The following is a 19578-nucleotide window of genomic DNA, read 5'->3' on the forward strand; positions in this document are numbered from 1 at the left end:
AGTCCGCCTTCAAGGCTGACACACGAATCGAGGTCGAGCAACATCTGAACGCACTTCTGCTCACATGAGCAGATACGCGGCGTGCGCCCGCGCTACCCGCCCTCGGCCACGGCGACCGGAGCCGCGACTGCGGCGCTCGCGCGCGAGTGCCTCAACAGCACGATGACGCCGATCCCCACGACGACCACGAACGCGATCGACAGGCTCGTGAAGGCGAACCAGTTCTCGTCGAGTGCAAGCACGATCGCGGCCGAGAGCACCGCGATCGCCGCCGCCGCCAGCTTCGAAGCGAACTTCAGGCCGATGCCCGGAGTGAGCCGCCCCGCGGGCGCGTCGCCGCGGGCGAGGATCACGTCGGCGAACGCGTCGAGGGTGGCCAGCAGCGACGCCGAGTATGCCACCGCGCACCCCAGCGCGCCCCACAGGTTGACCGGATTCGCGGCCGCGGCTTCGGCGGCCCACACCACGAGCTCTTGCACGCCTCGATCGTAGGGGGCGGGCGGGCGCCAGGTCTACGGACGCCCGGCAGCCGCCGTGGTCACGACAGCACGCCGCGCACGCGCACGACGTCGTCGGCCATCTGGGCGATGAGCGCGTCGACCGTGTCGAACGCGGCCATGCCGCGGATGCGCTCGACGAACTCGACCTCGACCGTGTGGCCGTAGAGGTCGATGTCGGTCTCGTCGAGGACGTAGGCCTCGACCTGTCGGACGTCGACGTCGTCGAACGTGGGGTTCGTCCCGACGCTGATCGCCGCGGGATACCGCACGCTGCTGCGCGGCTCGGCGCCGCCGTCGGCGGGCGCGCCCTCGTCGACCAGCCATCCCGCATACACGCCCTCGGCGGGCACGAATCCCTCGAGCGACTGCGACAGATTGGCGGTCGGGAAGCCGAGCTCGCGGCCGCGCTTGAGACCGTGGACGACCTCGCCGCGCACGCCGTGCGACCGGCCGAGCAGCTTGGCCGCACCCGCGACGTCGCCCGCGTCCAGCAGCTCGCGAACCCACGTGGACGAGACGCGGCGCCCCTCGTCGATCGCGCGGACGTCGTCGACGACGTCCACCTCGTAGCCGAACTCACGACCCAGCTCGCGCAGCAGGTCGGGTGTCCCCGCTCCCCCGCGGCCGAACCGGAAGTCGGCGCCGACCAGCACGATCGTGACTCCCAGCGCTCCGACGAGGACGTGCTCGACGAACTCCCGCGCCTCGAGGTCGGCCAAGGCGCGGTCGAACGTGAGCAGCAGCGTCGCATCGACGCCGGTCTCCGCGAGGAGCCGGAGCTTCTGCTCGACGCCGACGAGGCTCACGGGGCAGATCTCGGGCCGCAGCAGTGCCAACGGGTTGCGGTCGAACGTCACCGCGACGACACGGGCGCCGGCCGCCGCCGCATCCACCCTCGCCCTGTCGATCACCGCGCGATGCCCGGAGTGCACGCCGTCGAACTTGCCGATCGCGACGACCGACGGGCCGAAATCCGCGGGCACCTCGCGCGGGTCGCGGAAGACGATCACGACGCCACCGCCGCGGGCTCGACAGCCGACGCGCGAGCGGTCGGGCGGTGGGTGATGAGCCACCAGAGGCCGAGGAAGGGCAGCACGAGCGGAATGAACACGTAGCCCCGGCCGTACCAGGACCACACCGTGTCGTGCGCGAACAGCTCGGGCATCGCGAGGCTGAGCGTGCCGATGACGAGCACTCCCACCAGCTCGAACCCGATCGCGATCCACGCGACGAGGTACCAGCCGCGGCGACCGGCGAACACGAGCGCGAGCGTGGCCACGATGTAGACGACGGCCGACACCGCCGACAGCGTGTACGCCAGCGGCGCCTCGTCGAAGCGCTGGGCGATCTGGACGAAGGAGCGGCCGGTGGCGGCGAGCGCCATGATCGCGTAGACGATCACGAGCACGCGGCCGATGCCGGTCATGCGGGGGCGGGCGGACGACGACATAACCCCACGATCTTAGTTCGGATGCCTCGGCCCGCGGCCCGGAATCCGCGTAGCCGCGTCGTCATGCCACCTGGACGGTCCAGATCACCTGCATGCGCCACACCATCACCGCGATCGACAATGCGGCGATCCCCATGATGACGGTGCTCCAGCGGCTGCGCTCGAGGAGCGCCCACGCGACGGCGGCGAGCGGGAGCAGGGCCGCCGACACCAGGTACACCCAGTACTCGAGCAGGCTCCCGGTGGGCGGATTGCCCGCCAACGGCGCGATGACCGCGATCACGATCTGCGCGATGAGCAGCAGCTCGACCAGCGCGAGGGATCCGACTGTCCAATCGCTCGGGCGCCGGCCGGCGAGCCCCGCGACGATGCAGAAGAGCCCCGCGGCGACGGCCACCACCACCTGCAGGATCGTGAACCACAGGATCATCGCGCAGCCTCCTCGGGCATGTTCATGACGCTCTTGACGTCCGCTCCCCGCCTCTCGACGATCCCGACCAGCGCGCCGTGCGGGTCGATCGCCGCGGCCGGGGCGGCGGTCAGCCGCTCGGCGGCGCCGGCGAGGCGCTTGCCGTGGCGGAGGTCACGGCCTTCGTCGGCGGTCACGTCGAATCGTCCGAGGACGGCGGCCGCCGCCACGGCGGGGTCGAGGAGCGTCGCCTCGGCGAGGCCGTCGAGATCCACCGCGTCGTCGACGGAGAAGGGGCCGATGCGCGTGCGCCGCAGGGCGGTGAGGTGCCCGCCGACGCCCAGCGCCGCGCCGAGATCGCGGGCGAGCGAGCGGATGTACGTGCCGCTCGAGCAGTCCACCACGACGTCGAGATCCACCCGTCCCCCGGCCTCCGGGCCCGCCGGAAGGCGACGCTCCGCGCGCACCTCGAACCGCGACACCGTCACGTCGCGCGCCTTCAGCTGCACGTCCTCGCCCGAACGGGCGAGATCGTACGCACGCCGCCCGTCGACCTTGATGGCGGAGTACGTGCTCGGCACCTGCGAGATGCGTCCGGTCAGCGCCGAGATGCCCTCGGCGATCGCAGCCGAGCGCAGGGACGAGGCATCCGTCGTCGTCACCACCTGGCCGTCGGCGTCGTCGGTCTCGGTCGCGACGCCGAGCCGGATGGTGGCCTCGTAGGTCTTGTCGAGTCCCACCACGAACGTGAGCAGCCGCGTGGCGCCCTCGACGCCGAGCACGAGCAGGCCCGTCGCCATCGGGTCGAGCGTGCCGGCATGCCCGATCTTGCGCGTGCCGAGCGCGCGTCGCGCACGCGCGACGACGTCGTGCGACGTGATGCCGCCGGGCTTGTCGACCAGCAGCAGTCCGGGCGCGGCCATCAGCCTCTACCTCCCGGAACGCGTCGCGGATGGGCGAAGTCGGAGTTGTCGACGACGACGGATGCCGCCTCCCTCGGCGCCGCCTCGTGCAGGTACAGCTCCTGCCCGCGTCGGTATCGCGCGTTCGTCGGCGCGTCGGGATCGGGATCGCAGCCGTCGCGCTGCGCCATGCGCGCGTAGGCGACGTCGAAAGGCACCTCGAGCCACAGCGACCAATCCCACAGGCCGCGCAGCAGCGGGCGGTGCAGGAAGATGCCGTCGATCACGAGCACGGCGTCGCGGGGCGCGGTGACCCACTGCGACTCGGCGGGCGCATCGCGCACGACGTCGAACGCCGTCAGCTGGAAGCCCGTCGCCCCTGCGGTCTGCGCGCCCTCGCGGAACGGATCGACGAGCACGCGACGGAACGTCGCATAGTCGTACGAGTCGCGGTAGAAGCCCTCGGGGCTGTGGCGCCCTCGCGCGTACCGCTCGGCCCGCGGCCGGTGGAAGCCGTCGATGCTCGCGCGGAACACGGCATCCCCCGTCTCGGCGAACGCCTCGGCCAGCCCGTCGGCGAACACCGTCTTGCCGGCCCCGTCGACGCCGTCCACCGCGACGATCACGCGCCCCGCGGGGTACTGCCGCCGCGCGTCGTCGCGGAGATCCCGCCACAGCGTCGTCGTCGGCGTGGCGGGAAGGCGCATGCTTCCAGCCTACGGCGCGGGAGGGTGACACTCAGGCGCAGGCCGCATACGGCGGGGCTTCGAGCGACGTCGCGGTGAGCGCGCGCCACGTCGGCCAGATCGCGATGCTCCGGTGTGTGACGGGCACGGTCTTCTGGACTTCGAGGTCAGGACCGTCGCTCCGTAGGCTGGGAGGCATGCCCGACCTCGCGACACCGCTCGTCGCGTGGTTTCGCGACAACGCGAGAGACCTTCCCTGGCGGCAGTCGGGATTCGGCGCATGGGGCGTGCTCGTGAGCGAGTTCATGCTGCAGCAGACCCCCGTGAACCGCGTCGTCCCCCACCTGCGGGCGTGGCTCGAGCGCTGGCCGACGCCGGCGGACCTCGCGGCGGCCGCCCCGGCCGACGCGGTGCGCCAGTGGGCGAACCTCGGCTACCCGCGGCGCGCGCTCTGGCTCCACCGCGCGGCCGTCGAGATCCGCGATCGCCATGGCGGCGTCGTGCCGCGCGACGTCGACGCGCTCCTCGCCCTCAGCGGCATCGGCGAGTACACCGCACGCGCGGTGGCGGTCTTCGCGTACGGCGACCGGCATCCCGTCGTCGACACGAACACGCGACGCGTGCTCGCGCGGGCGATCGACGGACGATCGCAGCCCGGCTCCCCGTCGCGGCGCGACCTCGACGCGATGTCGGCGATCCTCCCCGACGACCGTCGAGAAGCCGCGATCGTCAACGCCGCCGCGATGGAGCTCGGAGCGACGGTGTGCATCGCGCGCGTGCCCCGGTGCGACGCCTGCCCGCTCGCCGCGCAGTGCGCGTGGCGGGCCGCGGGGTACCCCGATACCGGGGACGAGCGCCGGCGTCAGGCCCGCTATGAAGGCAGCGACCGGCAGGCGCGCGGCGCGGTGCTGAGGACGCTCCGGGATGCCTCGGCGCACGCCGTGCCGCTGCACGAGGTCGTCGCCGACTGGCCCGACCCGCGTCAGCGCGACCGCGCGATCGACTCGCTCGTCGCCGACGGCCTCGCCGAGGCCGTCGACGGGATGCTGCGACTGCCGGTGTGACAGGTGGTCCGGCGGCCTCTGGGCCGCTCAGTCCTCTTCGTCGAACTCGCGCGGCTTCACGTACGGGTCGGCCTCGCCCGCGTAGGAGGCGGTGGCCGCGAGGCCGGCGACGGACTGGTCGCGCTCGCGCGCCTCGCGCAGCAGATCCTCGATGTGACCGGCGTTCTCGGGGATCGCGTCGTGGATGAACTCGAGGGTCGGAGTGAGCCGCACGCCGAGCTTGCGGCCGACTTCGCTGCGCAGCATCCCCGTCGCCGCCTTCAACGCCGCCGCGGACGACGCGCGGTCGTCCGCCGAGCCCAGCACGGTGTAGAACACCGACGCATGCTGGAGGTCGCCGGTCACCCGGACGTCGGTGATGGTCACGAAGCCGAGGCGCGGATCGCGCAGCCCCTTCTCGAGGCGCTCCGCGATGAGCACGCGGATGCGGTCGGCGAGCCTCGCCTGACGTTCTGAAGCCATGATCACTCCTTCCGAAGCGTGAGGGACGCCCGTCGTGGGCGCCCCTCACGTCCGCGACTCAGCCGCGGGGCTTCTCGACCATCTCGGTGGTCTCGATCTCGTCGCCCACCTGGATGTCGTTGTACTTGCCGAGGCCGATACCCGCCTCGAAGTCCGTGCGGACCTCGGTGACGTCGTCCTTGAACCGGCGCAGCGACTCGATCGCCAGACCGTCGGCGATCACGACGCCGTCGCGGATGACGCGCGCCTTGGCGTTGCGCGTGATCGTGCCCGAGCGGACGATGACACCGGCGATGTTGCCGAACTTCGAGGAGCGGAACACCTCGCGGATCTCGGCGACACCCGACTGGACCTCTTCGTACTCCGGCTTGAGCAGGCCCTTGAGCGACTGCTCGACATCGTCGATCGCGTTGTAGATGACCGAGTAGAACCGGACGTCCACGCCCTCGCGGGCGGCGCGCTCGCGCGCCTTGGTGTCGGGGCGGACGTTGAAGCCGATCACGATCGCGTTGTCGATCGTGGCCAGGTTGATGTCGGACTCGGTGATCGCGCCGACGCCGCGGTGGATGATCCGCAGCTGCACAGACTCGTCGACCTCGATCTTGAGGAGCGACTCCTCGAGCGCCTCGACGGCACCCGACACGTCACCCTTGATGATGAGGTTGAGCGACTCGACCTTGCCCTCTTCGAGAGCACGCGTGAAGTCCTCGAGCGAGATGCGCTTGCGGGCCTTGGCCAGCTGCGCGTTGCGCTCGGCGGCTTCGCGCTTCTCGGCGATCTGGCGCGCTGTGCGGTCCTCGTCGGTCACGATGAACGTGTCGCCGGCTCGCGGCACCGAGTTCAGACCCTGCACCTGGACCGGACGCGACGGGTAGGCCTCCTCGACCGGATCGCCGTTCTCGTCGATCATGGCGCGCACACGGCCGTACGCCGTGCCCGCGACGATCGCATCGCCGACCCGCAGCGTTCCGGACTGGATGAGCACCGTGGCGACCGAGCCGCGGCCCTTGTCGAGCTTCGCCTCGATCGCGACACCGCGCGCAGCCTTGTTCGGGTTCGCCGTCAGGTCGAGCCCGGCGTCCGCCGTGAGCAGGACAGCGTCCAGGAGCTCCTGGATGCCGGTGCCCTGTCGGGCAGACACGTCGACGAACAGCACGTCGCCGCCGTACTCCTCGGCGACCAGGCCGTACTCGGTGAGCTGCTGGCGCACCTTCGCCGGGTTCGCGTCGGGCTTGTCGACCTTGTTCACCGCGACCACGATCGGCACGTCCGCCGCCTGGGCGTGGTTCAGAGCCTCCACCGTCTGGGGCATGATGCCGTCGTCGGCCGCGACCACGAGGATCGCGATGTCGGTGACCTGCGCACCACGGGCACGCATGGCGGTGAACGCCTCGTGACCGGGGGTGTCGATGAAGGTGATGGCGCGCTCGATCTCGTCGTGCTCGGTCCACACCTGGTAGGCGCCGATGTGCTGCGTGATGCCGCCGGCCTCGCCCGCGACCACGTTGGTCTGGCGGATGGCGTCGAGCAGTCGCGTCTTACCGTGGTCGACGTGACCCATGACGGTCACGACCGGCGGACGGATCTCGAGGTCTTCCTCGTTCTCCTCCTCCAGCTCCCTCTCGAGGTCGAGACCGAAGCCCTCGAGGAGCTCCTTGTCTTCGTCCTCGGGCGAGACCATCTGGATCTTGTAGCCGAGCTCCGCGCCGAGCACCTCGAAGGTGGCCTCGTCGAGCGACTCCGTCGCGGTCGCCATCTCACCCAGGTTGAACAGGATGGTGACGAGCGTGCCGGGCTGGACGGTGTAGCCGCGGATCGCCTCGAGCTTGTCGGCGAAGTCCGAGATCGACGCGCCACGGCGCAGGCGGATGATCTCGCCGTTGCCCTTCTGGACGTTGACGCCGCCGACGACCGGGGCATCCCGCATCTCGAACTCTTGACGCTTCGCGCGACGCGACTTGCGCTGCTTCGACTTGCCGCCGCCCTTGCCGAAGGCACCCGCGGTGCCTCCACCCGGGCCGCGACCACGGCCGCCGCCACCACCGGGACGACCGGCGAATCCGCCGGGCGCGCCACCGGGACGCTGGAAGCCGCCGCCCGCTCCGGCTCCGGCGCCGCCGGGACGACCGGGACCGCCCGGACGCTGCTGGAACGGAGCGCCGGGACGACCTCCGCCACCGGGACGACCGCCGCCGCCCGGGCGCGGAGCGCCCGGACGAGGTGCGCCGGGGCGCGGAGCCTGCGGACGCGGGATGTTGCCGGGCGTCGGGCGCTGGCCCATGCCCTGCTGCGACGAGAACGGGTTGTTACCCGGACGCGGACCGGCCGGGCGCTGGCCCATGCCCTGCTGCGACGAGAACGGGTTGTTGCCCGGACGCGGCGTTCCGCCGGGACGCGGCGGCTGCGGCGTGCCACCCGGGGCCGGTGCGGACGGAGCCGGCGTCGCCGAGGCCGCAGGCGCGGCGGGAGCCGCGGGCTCGGCCGGTGCCGGCGCCGGGGCGGCCTTCGGGGCCGGAGCCGCCTTCGCGGCGGGAGCCTCGGGCGCGGCCGGAGCCGCAGGAGCAGCCGGGCGCGCCGGACCGGGCTTCGCCGCGGGACCGGGGCGCGCGCCGGACGCCGGCTTGGCACCGGCGGTCGCGGACTTCGCCGGGGCAGGCGTGCCCGCAGCGGCGGGTGCACCCGCACCGTCCGCCTCAAGCGCGGCACGGAGCTTCCGTGCCACGGGGGGTTCGATGGTGGACGAGGGGCTCTTGACGTATTCGCCGAGCTCCTTCAGCTTCTCGAGCGCGACCTTGCTGTCGACGCCGAGCTCGGAAGCGATCTCGTGCACGCGTGGTTTGGCAGCCACAAATTCTCCTGTCTGGGCCCACCCAGACAGGGCAGACCGTTAGTCGCGGACGGGTCTCATTTCGAGCCGTTCACTTTGTTTCCATAGCCGTTCAGCCTTTTGTTTGCTGTAGGTACTGTTCGATGGTCTGCGTGTCAAGCGGGCCTGACACACGCAATGCCCGCACGAAGGCGCGGCGCCGGATCGCGGTCTCCACGCACTCGCTCGTCTCGTGGACCCACGCGCCTCGTCCGGGCATCGACGCACGCTCGTCGGGGACGAGGACGGAATCGATGGCGACCACTCGGAGAAGAGCGGACCGGGGAGCACGCGTGCGGCATCCGACGCACGTTCGTACAGGTTCCATCTTATACCCCGGGGCGACATGCCCCGGACCCCCTTCTCCTACACCCCGGGGCGACATGCCCCGGACCCCCTTCTCCTACACCCCGGGGCGACATGCCCCGGACCCCCTTCTCCTACACCCCGGGGCGACATGCCCCGGACCCCCTTCTCCTACACCGAGCCGCTGGGACGACGCGCCCGGGTCAGCTGTCCTCGAGGATCGAGTCGGGCTGGATGTCGATCTTCGCGCCGGTGAGCTTGGCGGCGAGACGGGCGTTCTGTCCCTCCTTGCCGATCGCCAGCGACAGCTGGTAGTCGGGAACGAGCGCCCGCACGGCCTTGTTCGAGGCATCCAGCACGAAGCTCGACGTGACCTTCGCCGGCGACAGCGCGTTCGCGACGAACTTCGCGAGCTCGGGGTCGTAGTCGACGATGTCGATCTTCTCGCCGCCGAGCTCCTCGGTCACGGCGCGCACGCGCCGGCCCAGCTCGCCGATGCACGCGCCCTTCGCGTTGATCGAGGGGTCGTTCGCCGTGACGGCGATCTTGGTGCGGTGCCCGGCCTCGCGCGCGAGTGAGACGATCTCGACGAGTCCTGCCGGGATCTCGGGCACCTCGAGCGCGAACAGCTTGCGAACGAGTCCGGGGTGGGTGCGTGACACCGTGATCGACGGGCCCTTGGTGCCCTTCGACACCGACGTCACATACACCCGGAGTCGCGAGCCGTGCGCGTACTCCTCGCCCGGAACCTGCTCCTCCGGAGGCAGGATGGCCTCGACCGAGCCGAGGTCGACGTGCACCATCCGGGGGTTCGGGCCCTGCTGCACGATGCCGGCGACGATGTCGCCCTCCTTGCCGCGGAACTCCCCCAGCACCGCGTCGTCGGCGATGTCACGCAGACGCTGGCTGATGACCTGCTTGGCCGCGAAGGCGGCGATGCGGCCGAAGTCGTCGGGGGTCGACTCCTCCTCACCGATGACGGCGCCTTCCTCATCGAGCACGGGCGTGTAGATCGCGACGTGGCCGGTCTTCTCGTCGAGCGCGGCCCGCGTGCCCTCGGTGAGCTCGCCGTCGTTCGTCGTCTTCGCATACGCCGTCAGGATGGCCTGCTCGATGATCCGCACGAGTTCGTCGAAGGGAATCTCCTTCTCGCGCGAAACAGTGCGCAGCAGTCCGAGATCGATGTCCACAGTGGCCTCCATATTCAGCTCTCACCGGCACGTCGCCGCGCGCCGGAACCCTACAACGTTACCGGATGCCGAGCCGGTCCGACCTGGGAGACCGCTGCTGCGATCACCGCCGGCAGTCGTCGACGTGCGTCTCGGCCGACCGCAGGCGCTCATCCGTCCACTTCGCGAGCACGGGCAGGAAGCTCGACCGCGGCTGCAGGATGCGCAGGTGGTCGTAGCCGCGGTATTCGAGGAAGCGCACCTGCTCCCCCTGGGCGCACAGCCGATCGACGTACTGCTGCTGCAGGTGCGGCGGGATGACCTCGTCCTGGTCCCCCCACGCGATGAGGAGCGGGTGCCCCCACGGACCCGACGGCACGTTGTCGGCGAGCCGCCGGCCGAGCGCGCCCGCGGTGAGGTCGCCGACGTACAGCGGCCGGTCCTCGGCGACCCCGAGCGCGGTCGCGACGGACACCATCACGCCCGGTTCGGACGGGCACCGCTGGGTCATCTCGCGCACGATCGCCTCGGCCCCGGGCGCGATGTAGCGCGACAGCTCGATGTCGTCGTAGGTGTCGGCGTACGGCACCAGCACCCACGAGATGAGGATGGACAGCAGAACATTGGCCTCGCCCGCGGTGAGCTCCTCGGCGAGCGCCAGCGGATCCGCCGCCGGAGCGAGGGCGGCGGTGCCGAGAAGCGTGACGCCGGGGGCGTAGTCGTCGGCGATCTGCGACATCCACAGCGCCGCGTGGCCACCCTGCGAATGCCCCCACGCGACGGTCCGCGCAGACAGGATGAGGCCCTCGATCTCCTCGGCGGCGAGGATCGCATCCAACGACGAGCGCGCCTCGCCCCGCCCGATGAGGTACGGGAAGACGCCGGGCGCGCCCTGGCCCGAGTAGTCCGACGCGACCACGATCCACCCACGCTCGATCGCCTCGTCGAGCGCAGGGATGGCCCAGCGCGTCGCGGACGCGTCGCGCAGGCTCGGGGCGCAGCCGCGCGCGACACCGGTCGTGCCGTGGTTCCACGCGATCACCGGGCGCGCGCCGGGCGGGCGCTCGTCGGGCACGATGACCAGCGCGCTCGCGACGGCGGGTTGTCCGACGGCGTCGCGCGTCGTGTAGAGGATGCGGTGCACCTTCGCGCCGGGTGGCTCCTGGCCCGTGAAATCGCCGACGCGGATGAGACGGCCGTGTTCGTAGGGCACCACCGCGGGCGGGTCGTAGAACGCGTCGACGAACGGCTCGCCCTCGGCGAGCCAGGCGTTCGCCCACCAGCCCGCCCCCGCGAGCCCGACCAGCACAGCGGCGAGGACGTAGCGCCCCGCGGCCGCCCAGGCGAGACGACGCCGGTGCCGCACTCCCCCGCCGGCAGCGAGCGGATCGGCGGCATGCCCCTCGACGGAAGCGCGTCGTGCCGGGTCGCCCGCCATCGCACCCGACGCCGAGCCGCGGTCACGGGCATCCGTCGACAAGACGTCGTGGTCGGCATCCGTCTCGCCCGCCGATTCGATCACCATCTCGGCTGCGGCGACGCTGCGCCCCGCGACGAACGCGCGAACGGCGCGGACGAGCAGGGTCGCTCCGAAGACGATCGTCCGCACGCCGAACACGATCGCGACGATCAGGACCGTCACGTCGGGCCATGCGAACGCCAGGATGCCGAAAACGATCTGCGCCCCACCCCACGCGGCGGCGAGCGCGCGCTGACTGATGCGCCCGCGCGCCAGGGCGTCGTAGAGGGACGCCAGTCCGCCCAGCACCAGGAGCGTCGCGATGAGCTCGGGAAGGAGGTCGAGAGTGCGGCCCAGGCCGATGAGGATCGCGAGGCCCAGCGCGACCCACACGGCGCCGAACGCCACGCGCGACCACAGCGGCGACTTCGGCGCGCTGAGGAAGCGCGCGACGCCGGCGAACACGGCGCTGAGTCCGACGTAGACCGTGAGCAGGAGCAGCGACGTCAGCGGGCGCGTCACGATGAGCAGGCCCACCAGCAGCGAGAGAGCGCCGACGATGACCAGCACGACCGGCGGCGCACCGCCGACCAGTCGCGGGGCGATGCTCCAGCCGGCCGCGCGCGGACGGCGGGCCTCGCGGATCATCCGCCCCATGATAGGTGCGGGATCCGTACGGCACGTGTCGCCGGCAGCCGCGCTGCCACCTCCAGCCCATGGAGGCGCGGAACGAAATGGCTGCTGGGCGGGGAGGGAAGCACCGAGATCACCCGTGCGACACCCGCCGGCGCAGTGACACGCGGGTCACGCGGCGTCAAGCCCCACGCGGTGGATCGGCGACCGGCCCTAGCGTGAGGCCGTGAACAGGGCCACGAGGCGGGTCGCCCGCGACGCCGAGGCGAATCCCGCGCTGCGCGCGCTCACACGTGCCGGGTACGCCGCGGACGGCCTCGTGCACCTGCTCATCGGCGTGCTCGTGCTCGTGGTGACGTTCGGCGGAGACGGCGAGAGCGATCAGACCGGGGCGTTCAAGGCGGTCGCCGCCGCGCCTCTCGGATTCGTCGTGGTGTGGGCGGTCGCCGTGGCCCTGTGGGCGCTCGCGATCTACCACGTGTTCGAGGCCATGCTGGCCCGTGGCGACACGACCGCGAAGAAGTGGACGCGACGTGTCGGCGAGCTCGGCCAGGCGGCGGCGTTCGCGGCGCTCGGCGTCATCGCGGCCATCGTCGCCTCCGGCGCGCACCCGAACGGCGAGCAGTCCGTCGAAACGGCCAGCGGAGCCCTCATCGCCACTCCCGGCGGTGCGCTCCTGCTGGGGGCCATCGGCCTCGGGGTCGCGATCACGGGCGCCGTCTTCATCGGGCTCGGGGCGCTGCGACGCTTCCGCCGGCTCATGACGATCCCGCCCGGACCGCCCGGGGTCGCCCTCACGGCGCTCGGGGTCGTCGGCTACATCGCGAAGGGGGTCGCGCTCCTGATCGTCGGCGCACTGCTCGTCGTGGCGGCCGTGACGCTCGACCCGGACGTGGCCGGCGGCCTCGACGGCGCCGTCAACGCGCTGCTCGAGGTGACTTACGGGCCCTGGCTCGGCGCCGCCGTCGGCATCGGGCTCCTCGCGTACGGGCTCTTCCTGCTCGCGAGGGCGCGCTACGCGCACCTGTGATCGGGCGTGCGCCGCGCTGCGCCGCGCACGCCCGATCCACTACGGGCGGTAGACCTGCACGACCGACGGACGAGGCGCATTCGGTGCAGAGCCGGGTGCCGTCGACCCGTAGTCGGGGAACCGCGACGTCGGCGCGGCGAAGGAGCCCCCTTCGCCCGGATGCTGCACGGCGACGAACACGAGGCCCTCACGGTCGTGGATCACCGGTCCGCACGTCTCGGCCTCGCGAGGCACCGAGAGGAACTGCTGCACGTGTCCACGTTCCGGCCCCTCGAGCGGCACGAGGAACAGGCCGTCGTTGTAGCCGATCGTGCTCGGGGCGCCGTCGGTGGAGATCCACAGGTTGCCCGCCGAGTCGAACGCCACGTTGTCGGGGCACGAGATCGGCGAGACCAGCTCCTTCGGGAACCCGGCGAAGTACGAGTTGGCGAACACCGCAGGATCGCCGCAGAGGAGAAGGATGCTCCAGCCGAAGGTCGTGCCGGCCTGGCCCGCCGTCTCGGTCATCTCGATGACGTGGCCGTAGCGGTTGCCCGTGATGGGGTTGGCCTCGTCGAGCGTCGCGACCGACCGCGCCGAGTTGTTCGTCAGCGCGAGGTACACCTTGCCGGTCTTGGGGTTCGGCTCGACGTCCTCCGGACGGTCCATCTTGGTCGCGCCCACGGCATCCGCCGCGAGTCGCGTGTAGACGAGGACCTCTTCGGTCGAGAACCCGGCGACGACGCTCTCGCCGTTCTGCGTGAGCGGGATCCACTGGCCGGAGCCGTCGAAGAGCCCGTCGCCGGGAAGCGCTCCGTTGCCGAGGATCTCGCCGGCCGGCGAGTTGCCGGAGAACTTCGCGACGTACAGGTCGCCCTCGCTCAGGAGGTTCAGGTTCTTCTTGCGCGAGCCCGAGATCCGGTTCTTCGAGACGAACTTGTACAGGTAGTCGTTGCGCTCGTCGTCGCCCATGTAGGCCACGACGCGTCCGTCCTCGGCGACGATGACGTTGGCGCCTTCGTGCTTGAACCGACCCATCGCGGTGTGCTTGCGCGGCGTCGACGTCGGGTCTTGCGGGTCGATCTCGACGATGTAGCCGAAGCGGTTCGGCTCGTTGACGAAGTCGGGGTTGTGCGCGTCGAAGCGAGGGTCGTACTTGTCCCAGCCGGTCTCGGTCGAGGTCGACGACGTCGACTGGTAGCGCTTCTGGGCAGGAGTGTCTGCGGCCCACGCGAAGTAGCCGTTGAAGTTCTCCTCGCCCGAGAGGATCGTGCCCCACGGCGTCGTGCCGCCGGCGCAGTTGCCGAGCGTGCCGTGGACCCAGCGGCCCTCGGGGTCGGCCGCGGTCTTCACGAGGTCGGTGCCGGCGGCGGGGCCGGTGAGCTCGAACATCGTCTCGACGGTGATGCGGCGGTTGCGCTTGCCGTCGACCACGTACGACCACGGAGCGCCGGTGCGCTTGCGCGTGATCTCGACGACCGACATGCCCTGCGCGGCCTTGAAGATGTCGCCACGGCGACGGAGCTCCGCCGGGTCGGACGAGGGCGGGAACATGATGCCGGGATTGCAGTACTCGTGGTTGTTCACGAGCACGCCCGTCTTGCCGCTCGGGTCGGCGACGATGTCGAGGTAGTCGGCGTTGTAGCCGAACTGGAGCGCCTGAGCCTCGGGAGTCTGGTTGTCGAGGTCGAACTCGGGCGCGTTCGAGAACAGCGGGTCACCCCACCGGATGATGGGCTGCCAGACATACCCCGCCGGCACGTGGAACTCATCGACGAGCCGGTTCACCGGCGCGATGGCGTCGAACGCGAGCCCGGCCGTTCCGGGGCGGGCGAACGACGCACCCGCGCCGGCTGCGCCGGACGCTGCGGCACCCGACACCGGTGCCTGACCGCGAAGGCCTCCGACCGCGATGGCGAGTGCTCCGGCGGCGCCCAGGCCGAGAAGCGCCCGCCGCGAGAGCGCGGCCGAGGCGATCTGCTGGAAGGTCTCGTTCGACGAGGAGTTGCACTCCGGGCCCAGGCACGCGTTGGCGCACTTGTACTGGCACGTCACCGCCAGGCGCTTGCCGCGCGCGTGCTCTGCCAGGGGAAGGGATCTACGGAAACCCTCGATGATGCTCACGGTGCGTCCTCTCTACGTCGTGACGGTGCGCCGGCGTCAGCATCCCCGGGGCCGGGTACGCCGCGGCGAACCGGAGGTGAACACCACGCGACGCGCACGTGAGAACGCGTTCATCCGACGGATGCCTCGGCCGCTGTGCGACCGCGGAAACCGTCGGCGGGGTCGTCGTCAGGCGGCGCGGGCCGGGCCCTTCGGCGCGCTTCCGAGGTCGCTGAGGGCGCGGATGAGGCGGTACAGCGAGCCGACCTGGAACTGGTCGAGTCGCATCACCAGGCGCGGCAGGTCGAGTCGGTCGTCGTCCTCCCGCTCCGGTCGCAGCGGCTCATGCCGTTCGATCGACCCCGATGCCAGCATGCCCGCGAACCGCTCGTTGAGCTCGGCCACCTCCGCCTCCGTCGGCTCCGACTTCAGACGCAGCACCAGCCGGTCGCCGACCCACCGCATGGAGTCGTAGTTGCGCCAGAAGTCGGTGATGGCCTGAGCCGCTGCTTCGACCGAGTCCGTCACGAGCACGCGGTCGAAGTCGTCGGGCGAGATCACGCCGTTGCCGACGAGCTCGCCGTCGACGAAGCGCTTGAGTCCGTGCCAGAACGTGCCGCCCGGCTCGTCGAGCAGCACGATCGGCGTCGGCTCGGCCTTGCCGGTCTGCTGCAGCGTCAGCAGCTCGAACAGCTCGTCGAGCGTGCCGAACCCTCCCGGGACGCACACGAACCCGTGCGACTCCTTCACGAGCATGAGCTTGCGTGTGAAGAAGTACTTCATCGCGACGCTGCGCGCGTTCTCGGCGATGACGGCGTTGGGCTTCTCCTCGAACGGCAGCCTGATCGAGACGCCGAGCGAGCGCTGGGGACCGGCGCCCTCCGCCGCGGCCTGCATGATGCCGGGCCCCGCGCCGGTGACCACCATCCAGCCCTTCTCGGCGAGGGCGCGGGCGACCTCGGCCGCGGCGCGGTACACGTGCTGGTCGGCCCGGGTCCGTGCGGAGCCGAAGATCGTCACCTTCGGCACGTCCGCGTACGGGGCGAACAGGCGGAACGCCGCCCGCATCTCGGTGAGCGCCGCCGTGGTGATCTTGAGGTCGAGCCTGCTCGCGTCGTCGAGGCCGAGCCCGACCCCGGTCACCAGGATCCGAGCGATCAGGTCGACGTTCTCGGTGATCCCCGCCGCGGCGATCGTGGCGCGCAGCTGCTCGGTGACGGGGTGCGGGACGGTTCCGGTGTCGCTGGAGGCCATGATGCCAGCGTGCCACGCCGCGGCCGCGTCCCGCTCGCCGCGCTGACGACCGACGCAGGACGCCGGGTCAGACGTCGGGCCCGGTCTGCGAGTCAGAGCGCGCCTTCCAGCAGGTCGGCTGCCCGTTCCGCGCCGCCGAGCGAGTGCAGCTCGGCGGCCACACGGGACGCGGCATCCCGCAACGACCGCTCCCCCAGCACGCGATCCACCGCCGCCGCGATGGCCACCGGCTTCGGCGTGCCGGTGCGCAGGTTCACCCCCGCGCCCGTCCAGGCGACCCGTGCGGCCACCTCGGGCTTGTCGAGGTCCCCGCCCGCGATGATGAGCGGCGTGCCGTGCTCGAGAACCGCGATCGTGCTCCCCCAGCCACCGTTCGTGATCGCGAGGTCGACGCGGGGCAGCAGCTCGCCGAAGGGCAGGAAACCGCCGACCCGGGCGTTGGCGGGCACGGCGAACGGGAACGAGTCCTGGCCTGCGACTCCCGTCGTCGCCACCGCGATGACGTCCCTTCCGTCGAGCGCCTCCAGCGCGGGGCGGATCAGGTCGTCCGGATCGAGGTTCTGAGTGCCCTGCGTGACGAGCACTACCCGACGCCCGTCGAGGTCGCCCCACCACTCCGGCAGGGCGGTCCCGGCGGCCGGCAACCCCACACCACCCACGAAGTGCAGGTGCGGCGGTCGGTCCGTGCGACCGTAGTCGAGCAGCGGCGACCCGGTCGCGACGATCAGCGTGCGCGAGAACACGAGGCGGTCCATCGTGCGTCCGTCGGGGGCGAGTCCGACCGCGAGGCGCGCGTCCGCGAGGGGCTTCGCAAGCGGTCGCGCGAAGAGCGGCACGAGTCCGCGCAGCACGGCGTCGCGCGCTCTGGTCACCGGGTTCGTGCCGGGACGGATGCCCATGCCGCTCGGCGGACCTCCTGGGCCTGGGAGATTCAGCGGCAGGACGCACACCGTGGCCCACGGCATCCGGTTCCGCTCGCCGAACAGCACGGCGCCGACGGACGTCTCATCGGTGGCGAGCGCATCCCACGGCTCGCGCTCCCACTCGGCCTCGAGGTCCGACACCTGCGCGGGCGCGGTCGCGATGAAGCAGTCCGCGACGTTGACGAGCAGCTGCCGCATGCCCTTCTTGCCGACCAGGCGCGGAAACGTCGCGGCGAGATCGTTCTCGTCGAAGTCGGGCGCCTGGCGCCAGGGCACGAGCCGCGCTCCGGACGCCTCGACCCGGCCACGGAAGCGCGAGCCGGTGTAGAAGCGCACGTCGTGTCCGCGCTGCACGAGCCGCCGCGCGATGGCGGTCATCGGGCCGACGTGGCCGGTGAACGGCATCGCGGTGAGGAGGAACCGGCCCATGATCGATCTCCTGACGTCAGGGCGTGCCGCGACGCCACGGCGGGTCGTCCCGGGTTCCGGGACTCATCCCGTATGCCAAGGATGCCGCACGTGTCACCTGTCGCGCATCCGTGCTGATCCCGGGATCACACGGCGCGCTAGGCGCGGGCGGCGAGCCGCGCGACGGCCTCGGCAGCCGGTACGACCTCACGATCCCCGGTGCGGCGATCCCACAGCTCGACCTGACCGTCTGCCGCCCCGCGGCCCACGACCAGGATCCGCGGCACGCCGACGAGCTCGGCGTCGCCGAACTTGACCCCGGGAGACACCTTGGGGCGGTCGTCGTAGAGCACGTCGAGACCGGATTCCTCGAGCTCGGCCGACACGTGCTCCGCGAGGTCGTAGGCCACCTGGTCCTTGCCGGTGGCCACCACGTGCACGTCGAACGGGGCGACCGACTCCGGCCAGATCAGACCCTTGTCGTCGTTGTTGAGCTCGGCGAGGATCGCGAGGATGCGGGTCACGCCGATGCCGTATGAACCCATCGTGACGGTCACGAGCTTCCCGTTCTCGTCGAGGACCTTCAGGCCCAGCGTCTCGGCGAAGAAGCGCCCGAGCTGGAAGACGTGGCCGATCTCCATACCGCGTGCGATCTCGACCGGACCCGAGCCGTCGGGCGCGGGGTCGCCGGCACGGACGTTCGCGACCTCCACGAAGCCGTCGCCCGTGAAGTCGCGGCCGGCGACGAGGGTGTGCACGTGCTTCTCGTCGATGTTGGCGCCCGTCACCCACGCCGTCCCGTCGACCACGCGCGGGTCGAGCAGGTAGCGGATGCCGGTCGCCGACTCCTCGCCGAGGACGGCGCCCGTCTCGGACCACGGGCCGATGTAGCCCTTGACCAGCAGCGGGTTGTCCTCGAAGTCCTGCTCGGTCGCCGGTTCCACGGCGGCGGGCGCGAAAGCCACCTCGGCGCGCTTGTCGTCGATGTCGCGTTCGCCGGGGATGCCCACGATCACGAGCTCGCGCGTGCCGTCGAGGTGGGTCAGGGCGAGCACGACGTTCTTGAGCGTGTGCGCCGCGGTCCACTCGGTCAGGTCGTCCGTCGCAGGTCCCGCGATCCCGGGCGCCGGAGGATCCAGGTGGGCGTTGGCGTGGTCGACCAGAGTCTGGATCGTCGGCGTGTCCGGCGAGTCGAAGATGACGGGCGCCGCGATGCCGTCGAACGGGATCGCCGCCGGGACGGTCGTGGTGTAGGCCTCGACGTTCGCCGCATATCCGCCGGCCGACCGCACGAACGTGTCTTCGCCGACGGGCGTCGGGTGCAGGAACTCCTCCGAGCGCGCGCCGCCCATCAGGCCGTTGTCTGCGGCCACGATGACGTACTCGAGACCCAGCTTCTGGAAGATGCGCTCGTAGGCGTCGCGCTGCGCCTGGTACGAGGCATCCTGCCCCTCGTCGGTGTAGTCGAACGAGTACGCGTCCTTCATCGTGAACTCGCGCCCGCGAAGGAGGCCGGCACGCGGACGCGCCTCGTCGCGGTACTTGTCCTGGATCTGGTAGATCGCCAGCGGCAGGTCCTTGTACGACGAGTACAGGTCCTTCACGAGGAGCGTGAACATCTCCTCGTGCGTCGGAGCGAGCAGGTAATCGGCGCCCTTGCGGTCCTGCAGGCGGAAGATGCCGTCGCCGTACGACGTCCAGCGGCCGGACGCCTCATACGGCTCGCGCGGCAGCAGCGCCGGGAAGTGCACCTCGTAGGCACCCGCGTTCGCCATCTCCTCACGGATGACGGCCTCGATCCTCGCCTTGACCCGCAGCCCCAGCGGCAGCCACGTGAAGATGCCGGGCGCCGCGCGGCGGATGTAGCCGGCGCGCACGAGCAGCCGGTGGCTCGTGACCTCGGCATCGGCGGGGTCTTCGCGGAGGGTGCGGAGGAAGAAGTGCGACAGACGGGTGACCACGAGGGACAAGTCTA

17 protein-coding genes are annotated in these 19578 nt (G+C 71.3%); 2 read left to right on the forward strand and 15 right to left on the reverse strand.

The window, feature by feature from the left end; translation table 11 throughout:
* Window positions 1-92: 92 nt before the first annotated feature.
* The 6 genes from AC3ANN_RS11015 to AC3ANN_RS11040 form a co-directional block, all read right to left on the reverse strand.
* Window positions 93-479 (reverse strand): hypothetical protein, encoded by a 387-nt coding sequence (locus AC3ANN_RS11015; RefSeq protein WP_488337446.1) that lies wholly within the window; start codon window positions 477-479, stop codon window positions 93-95.
* A 59-nt stretch (window positions 480-538) separates the two neighbouring features.
* Entirely contained in the window at window positions 539-1510 is a 972-nt protein-coding gene (locus tag AC3ANN_RS11020; RefSeq protein WP_488337447.1) for a bifunctional riboflavin kinase/FAD synthetase, read from the reverse strand.
* Complete coding sequence (locus tag AC3ANN_RS11025; RefSeq protein ID WP_488337448.1) at window positions 1507-1950, reverse strand: hypothetical protein; 444 nt, start codon at window positions 1948-1950, stop codon at window positions 1507-1509. The genes AC3ANN_RS11020 and AC3ANN_RS11025 overlap by 4 nt, the downstream gene beginning before the upstream one ends.
* A gap of 61 nt (window positions 1951-2011) precedes the next feature.
* On the reverse strand, window positions 2012-2380 hold the full coding sequence (locus tag AC3ANN_RS11030; RefSeq protein ID WP_488337449.1) for a hypothetical protein: 369 nt from the start codon (window positions 2378-2380) through the stop codon (window positions 2012-2014).
* Window positions 2377-3282 (reverse strand): tRNA pseudouridine(55) synthase TruB, encoded by a 906-nt coding sequence (gene truB, locus AC3ANN_RS11035; protein WP_488337450.1) that lies wholly within the window; start codon window positions 3280-3282, stop codon window positions 2377-2379. Before truB ends, AC3ANN_RS11030 begins: the two co-directional genes overlap by 4 nt.
* Window positions 3282-3968, reverse strand: coding sequence for a nucleoside/nucleotide kinase family protein (locus AC3ANN_RS11040; protein ID WP_488337451.1), 687 nt, complete (start codon window positions 3966-3968; stop codon window positions 3282-3284). Before AC3ANN_RS11040 ends, truB begins: the two co-directional genes overlap by 1 nt.
* 176 nt (window positions 3969-4144) lie before the next feature.
* Between AC3ANN_RS11040 and AC3ANN_RS11045 the strand changes: the two genes are divergently transcribed.
* Window positions 4145-5011, forward strand: a complete 867-nt coding sequence (locus tag AC3ANN_RS11045; RefSeq protein ID WP_488337452.1) for an HhH-GPD family protein — start codon at window positions 4145-4147, stop codon at window positions 5009-5011.
* A 27-nt stretch (window positions 5012-5038) separates the two neighbouring features.
* Here AC3ANN_RS11045 and rbfA read toward each other — a convergent pair whose 3' ends face one another.
* The 5 genes from rbfA to AC3ANN_RS11070 form a co-directional block, all read right to left on the reverse strand.
* On the reverse strand, window positions 5039-5473 hold the full coding sequence (rbfA, locus tag AC3ANN_RS11050) for a 30S ribosome-binding factor RbfA (RefSeq protein WP_488337453.1): 435 nt from the start codon (window positions 5471-5473) through the stop codon (window positions 5039-5041).
* A 58-nt stretch (window positions 5474-5531) separates the two neighbouring features.
* Entirely contained in the window at window positions 5532-8321 is a 2790-nt protein-coding gene (gene infB, locus AC3ANN_RS11055) for a translation initiation factor IF-2 (RefSeq protein ID WP_488337454.1), read from the reverse strand.
* A 91-nt stretch (window positions 8322-8412) separates the two neighbouring features.
* Window positions 8413-8724, reverse strand: a complete 312-nt coding sequence (locus tag AC3ANN_RS11060) for a YlxR family protein (RefSeq protein ID WP_488337455.1) — start codon at window positions 8722-8724, stop codon at window positions 8413-8415.
* A gap of 124 nt (window positions 8725-8848) precedes the next feature.
* Window positions 8849-9835 carry a transcription termination factor NusA gene (gene nusA, locus AC3ANN_RS11065; RefSeq protein WP_488337456.1) on the reverse strand — a complete coding sequence of 329 codons (987 nt, stop codon included), beginning with the start codon at window positions 9833-9835 and terminating at the stop codon, window positions 8849-8851.
* Between the two features lie 103 nt (window positions 9836-9938).
* On the reverse strand, window positions 9939-11930 hold the full coding sequence (locus tag AC3ANN_RS11070) for an alpha/beta fold hydrolase (protein WP_488337457.1): 1992 nt from the start codon (window positions 11928-11930) through the stop codon (window positions 9939-9941).
* Between the two features lie 202 nt (window positions 11931-12132).
* Here AC3ANN_RS11070 and AC3ANN_RS11075 point away from each other — a divergent pair, with 202 nt between their 5' ends.
* Window positions 12133-12936: a DUF1206 domain-containing protein gene (locus AC3ANN_RS11075; protein ID WP_488337458.1), complete on the forward strand. Its 804-nt coding sequence runs from the start codon at window positions 12133-12135 to the stop codon at window positions 12934-12936.
* Window positions 12937-12975: 39 nt separating this feature from the next.
* Here AC3ANN_RS11075 and AC3ANN_RS11080 read toward each other — a convergent pair whose 3' ends face one another.
* From AC3ANN_RS11080 to AC3ANN_RS11095, 4 genes are all read right to left on the reverse strand, one after another.
* Window positions 12976-15039: a PhoX family protein gene (locus AC3ANN_RS11080; protein WP_488337459.1), complete on the reverse strand. Its 2064-nt coding sequence runs from the start codon at window positions 15037-15039 to the stop codon at window positions 12976-12978.
* A 168-nt stretch (window positions 15040-15207) separates the two neighbouring features.
* Window positions 15208-16272 carry an LOG family protein gene (locus AC3ANN_RS11085; RefSeq protein ID WP_488337460.1) on the reverse strand — a complete coding sequence of 355 codons (1065 nt, stop codon included), beginning with the start codon at window positions 16270-16272 and terminating at the stop codon, window positions 15208-15210.
* A 92-nt stretch (window positions 16273-16364) separates the two neighbouring features.
* Window positions 16365-17624, reverse strand: a complete 1260-nt coding sequence (locus AC3ANN_RS11090; protein WP_488337461.1) for a glycosyltransferase — start codon at window positions 17622-17624, stop codon at window positions 16365-16367.
* Between the two features lie 137 nt (window positions 17625-17761).
* Window positions 17762-19564, reverse strand: coding sequence for a proline--tRNA ligase (locus AC3ANN_RS11095; RefSeq protein ID WP_488337462.1), 1803 nt, complete (start codon window positions 19562-19564; stop codon window positions 17762-17764).
* Between the last annotated feature and the right edge of the window lie 14 nt (window positions 19565-19578).

The organism is Microbacterium sp. STRO-2N, assembly GCF_057747775.1.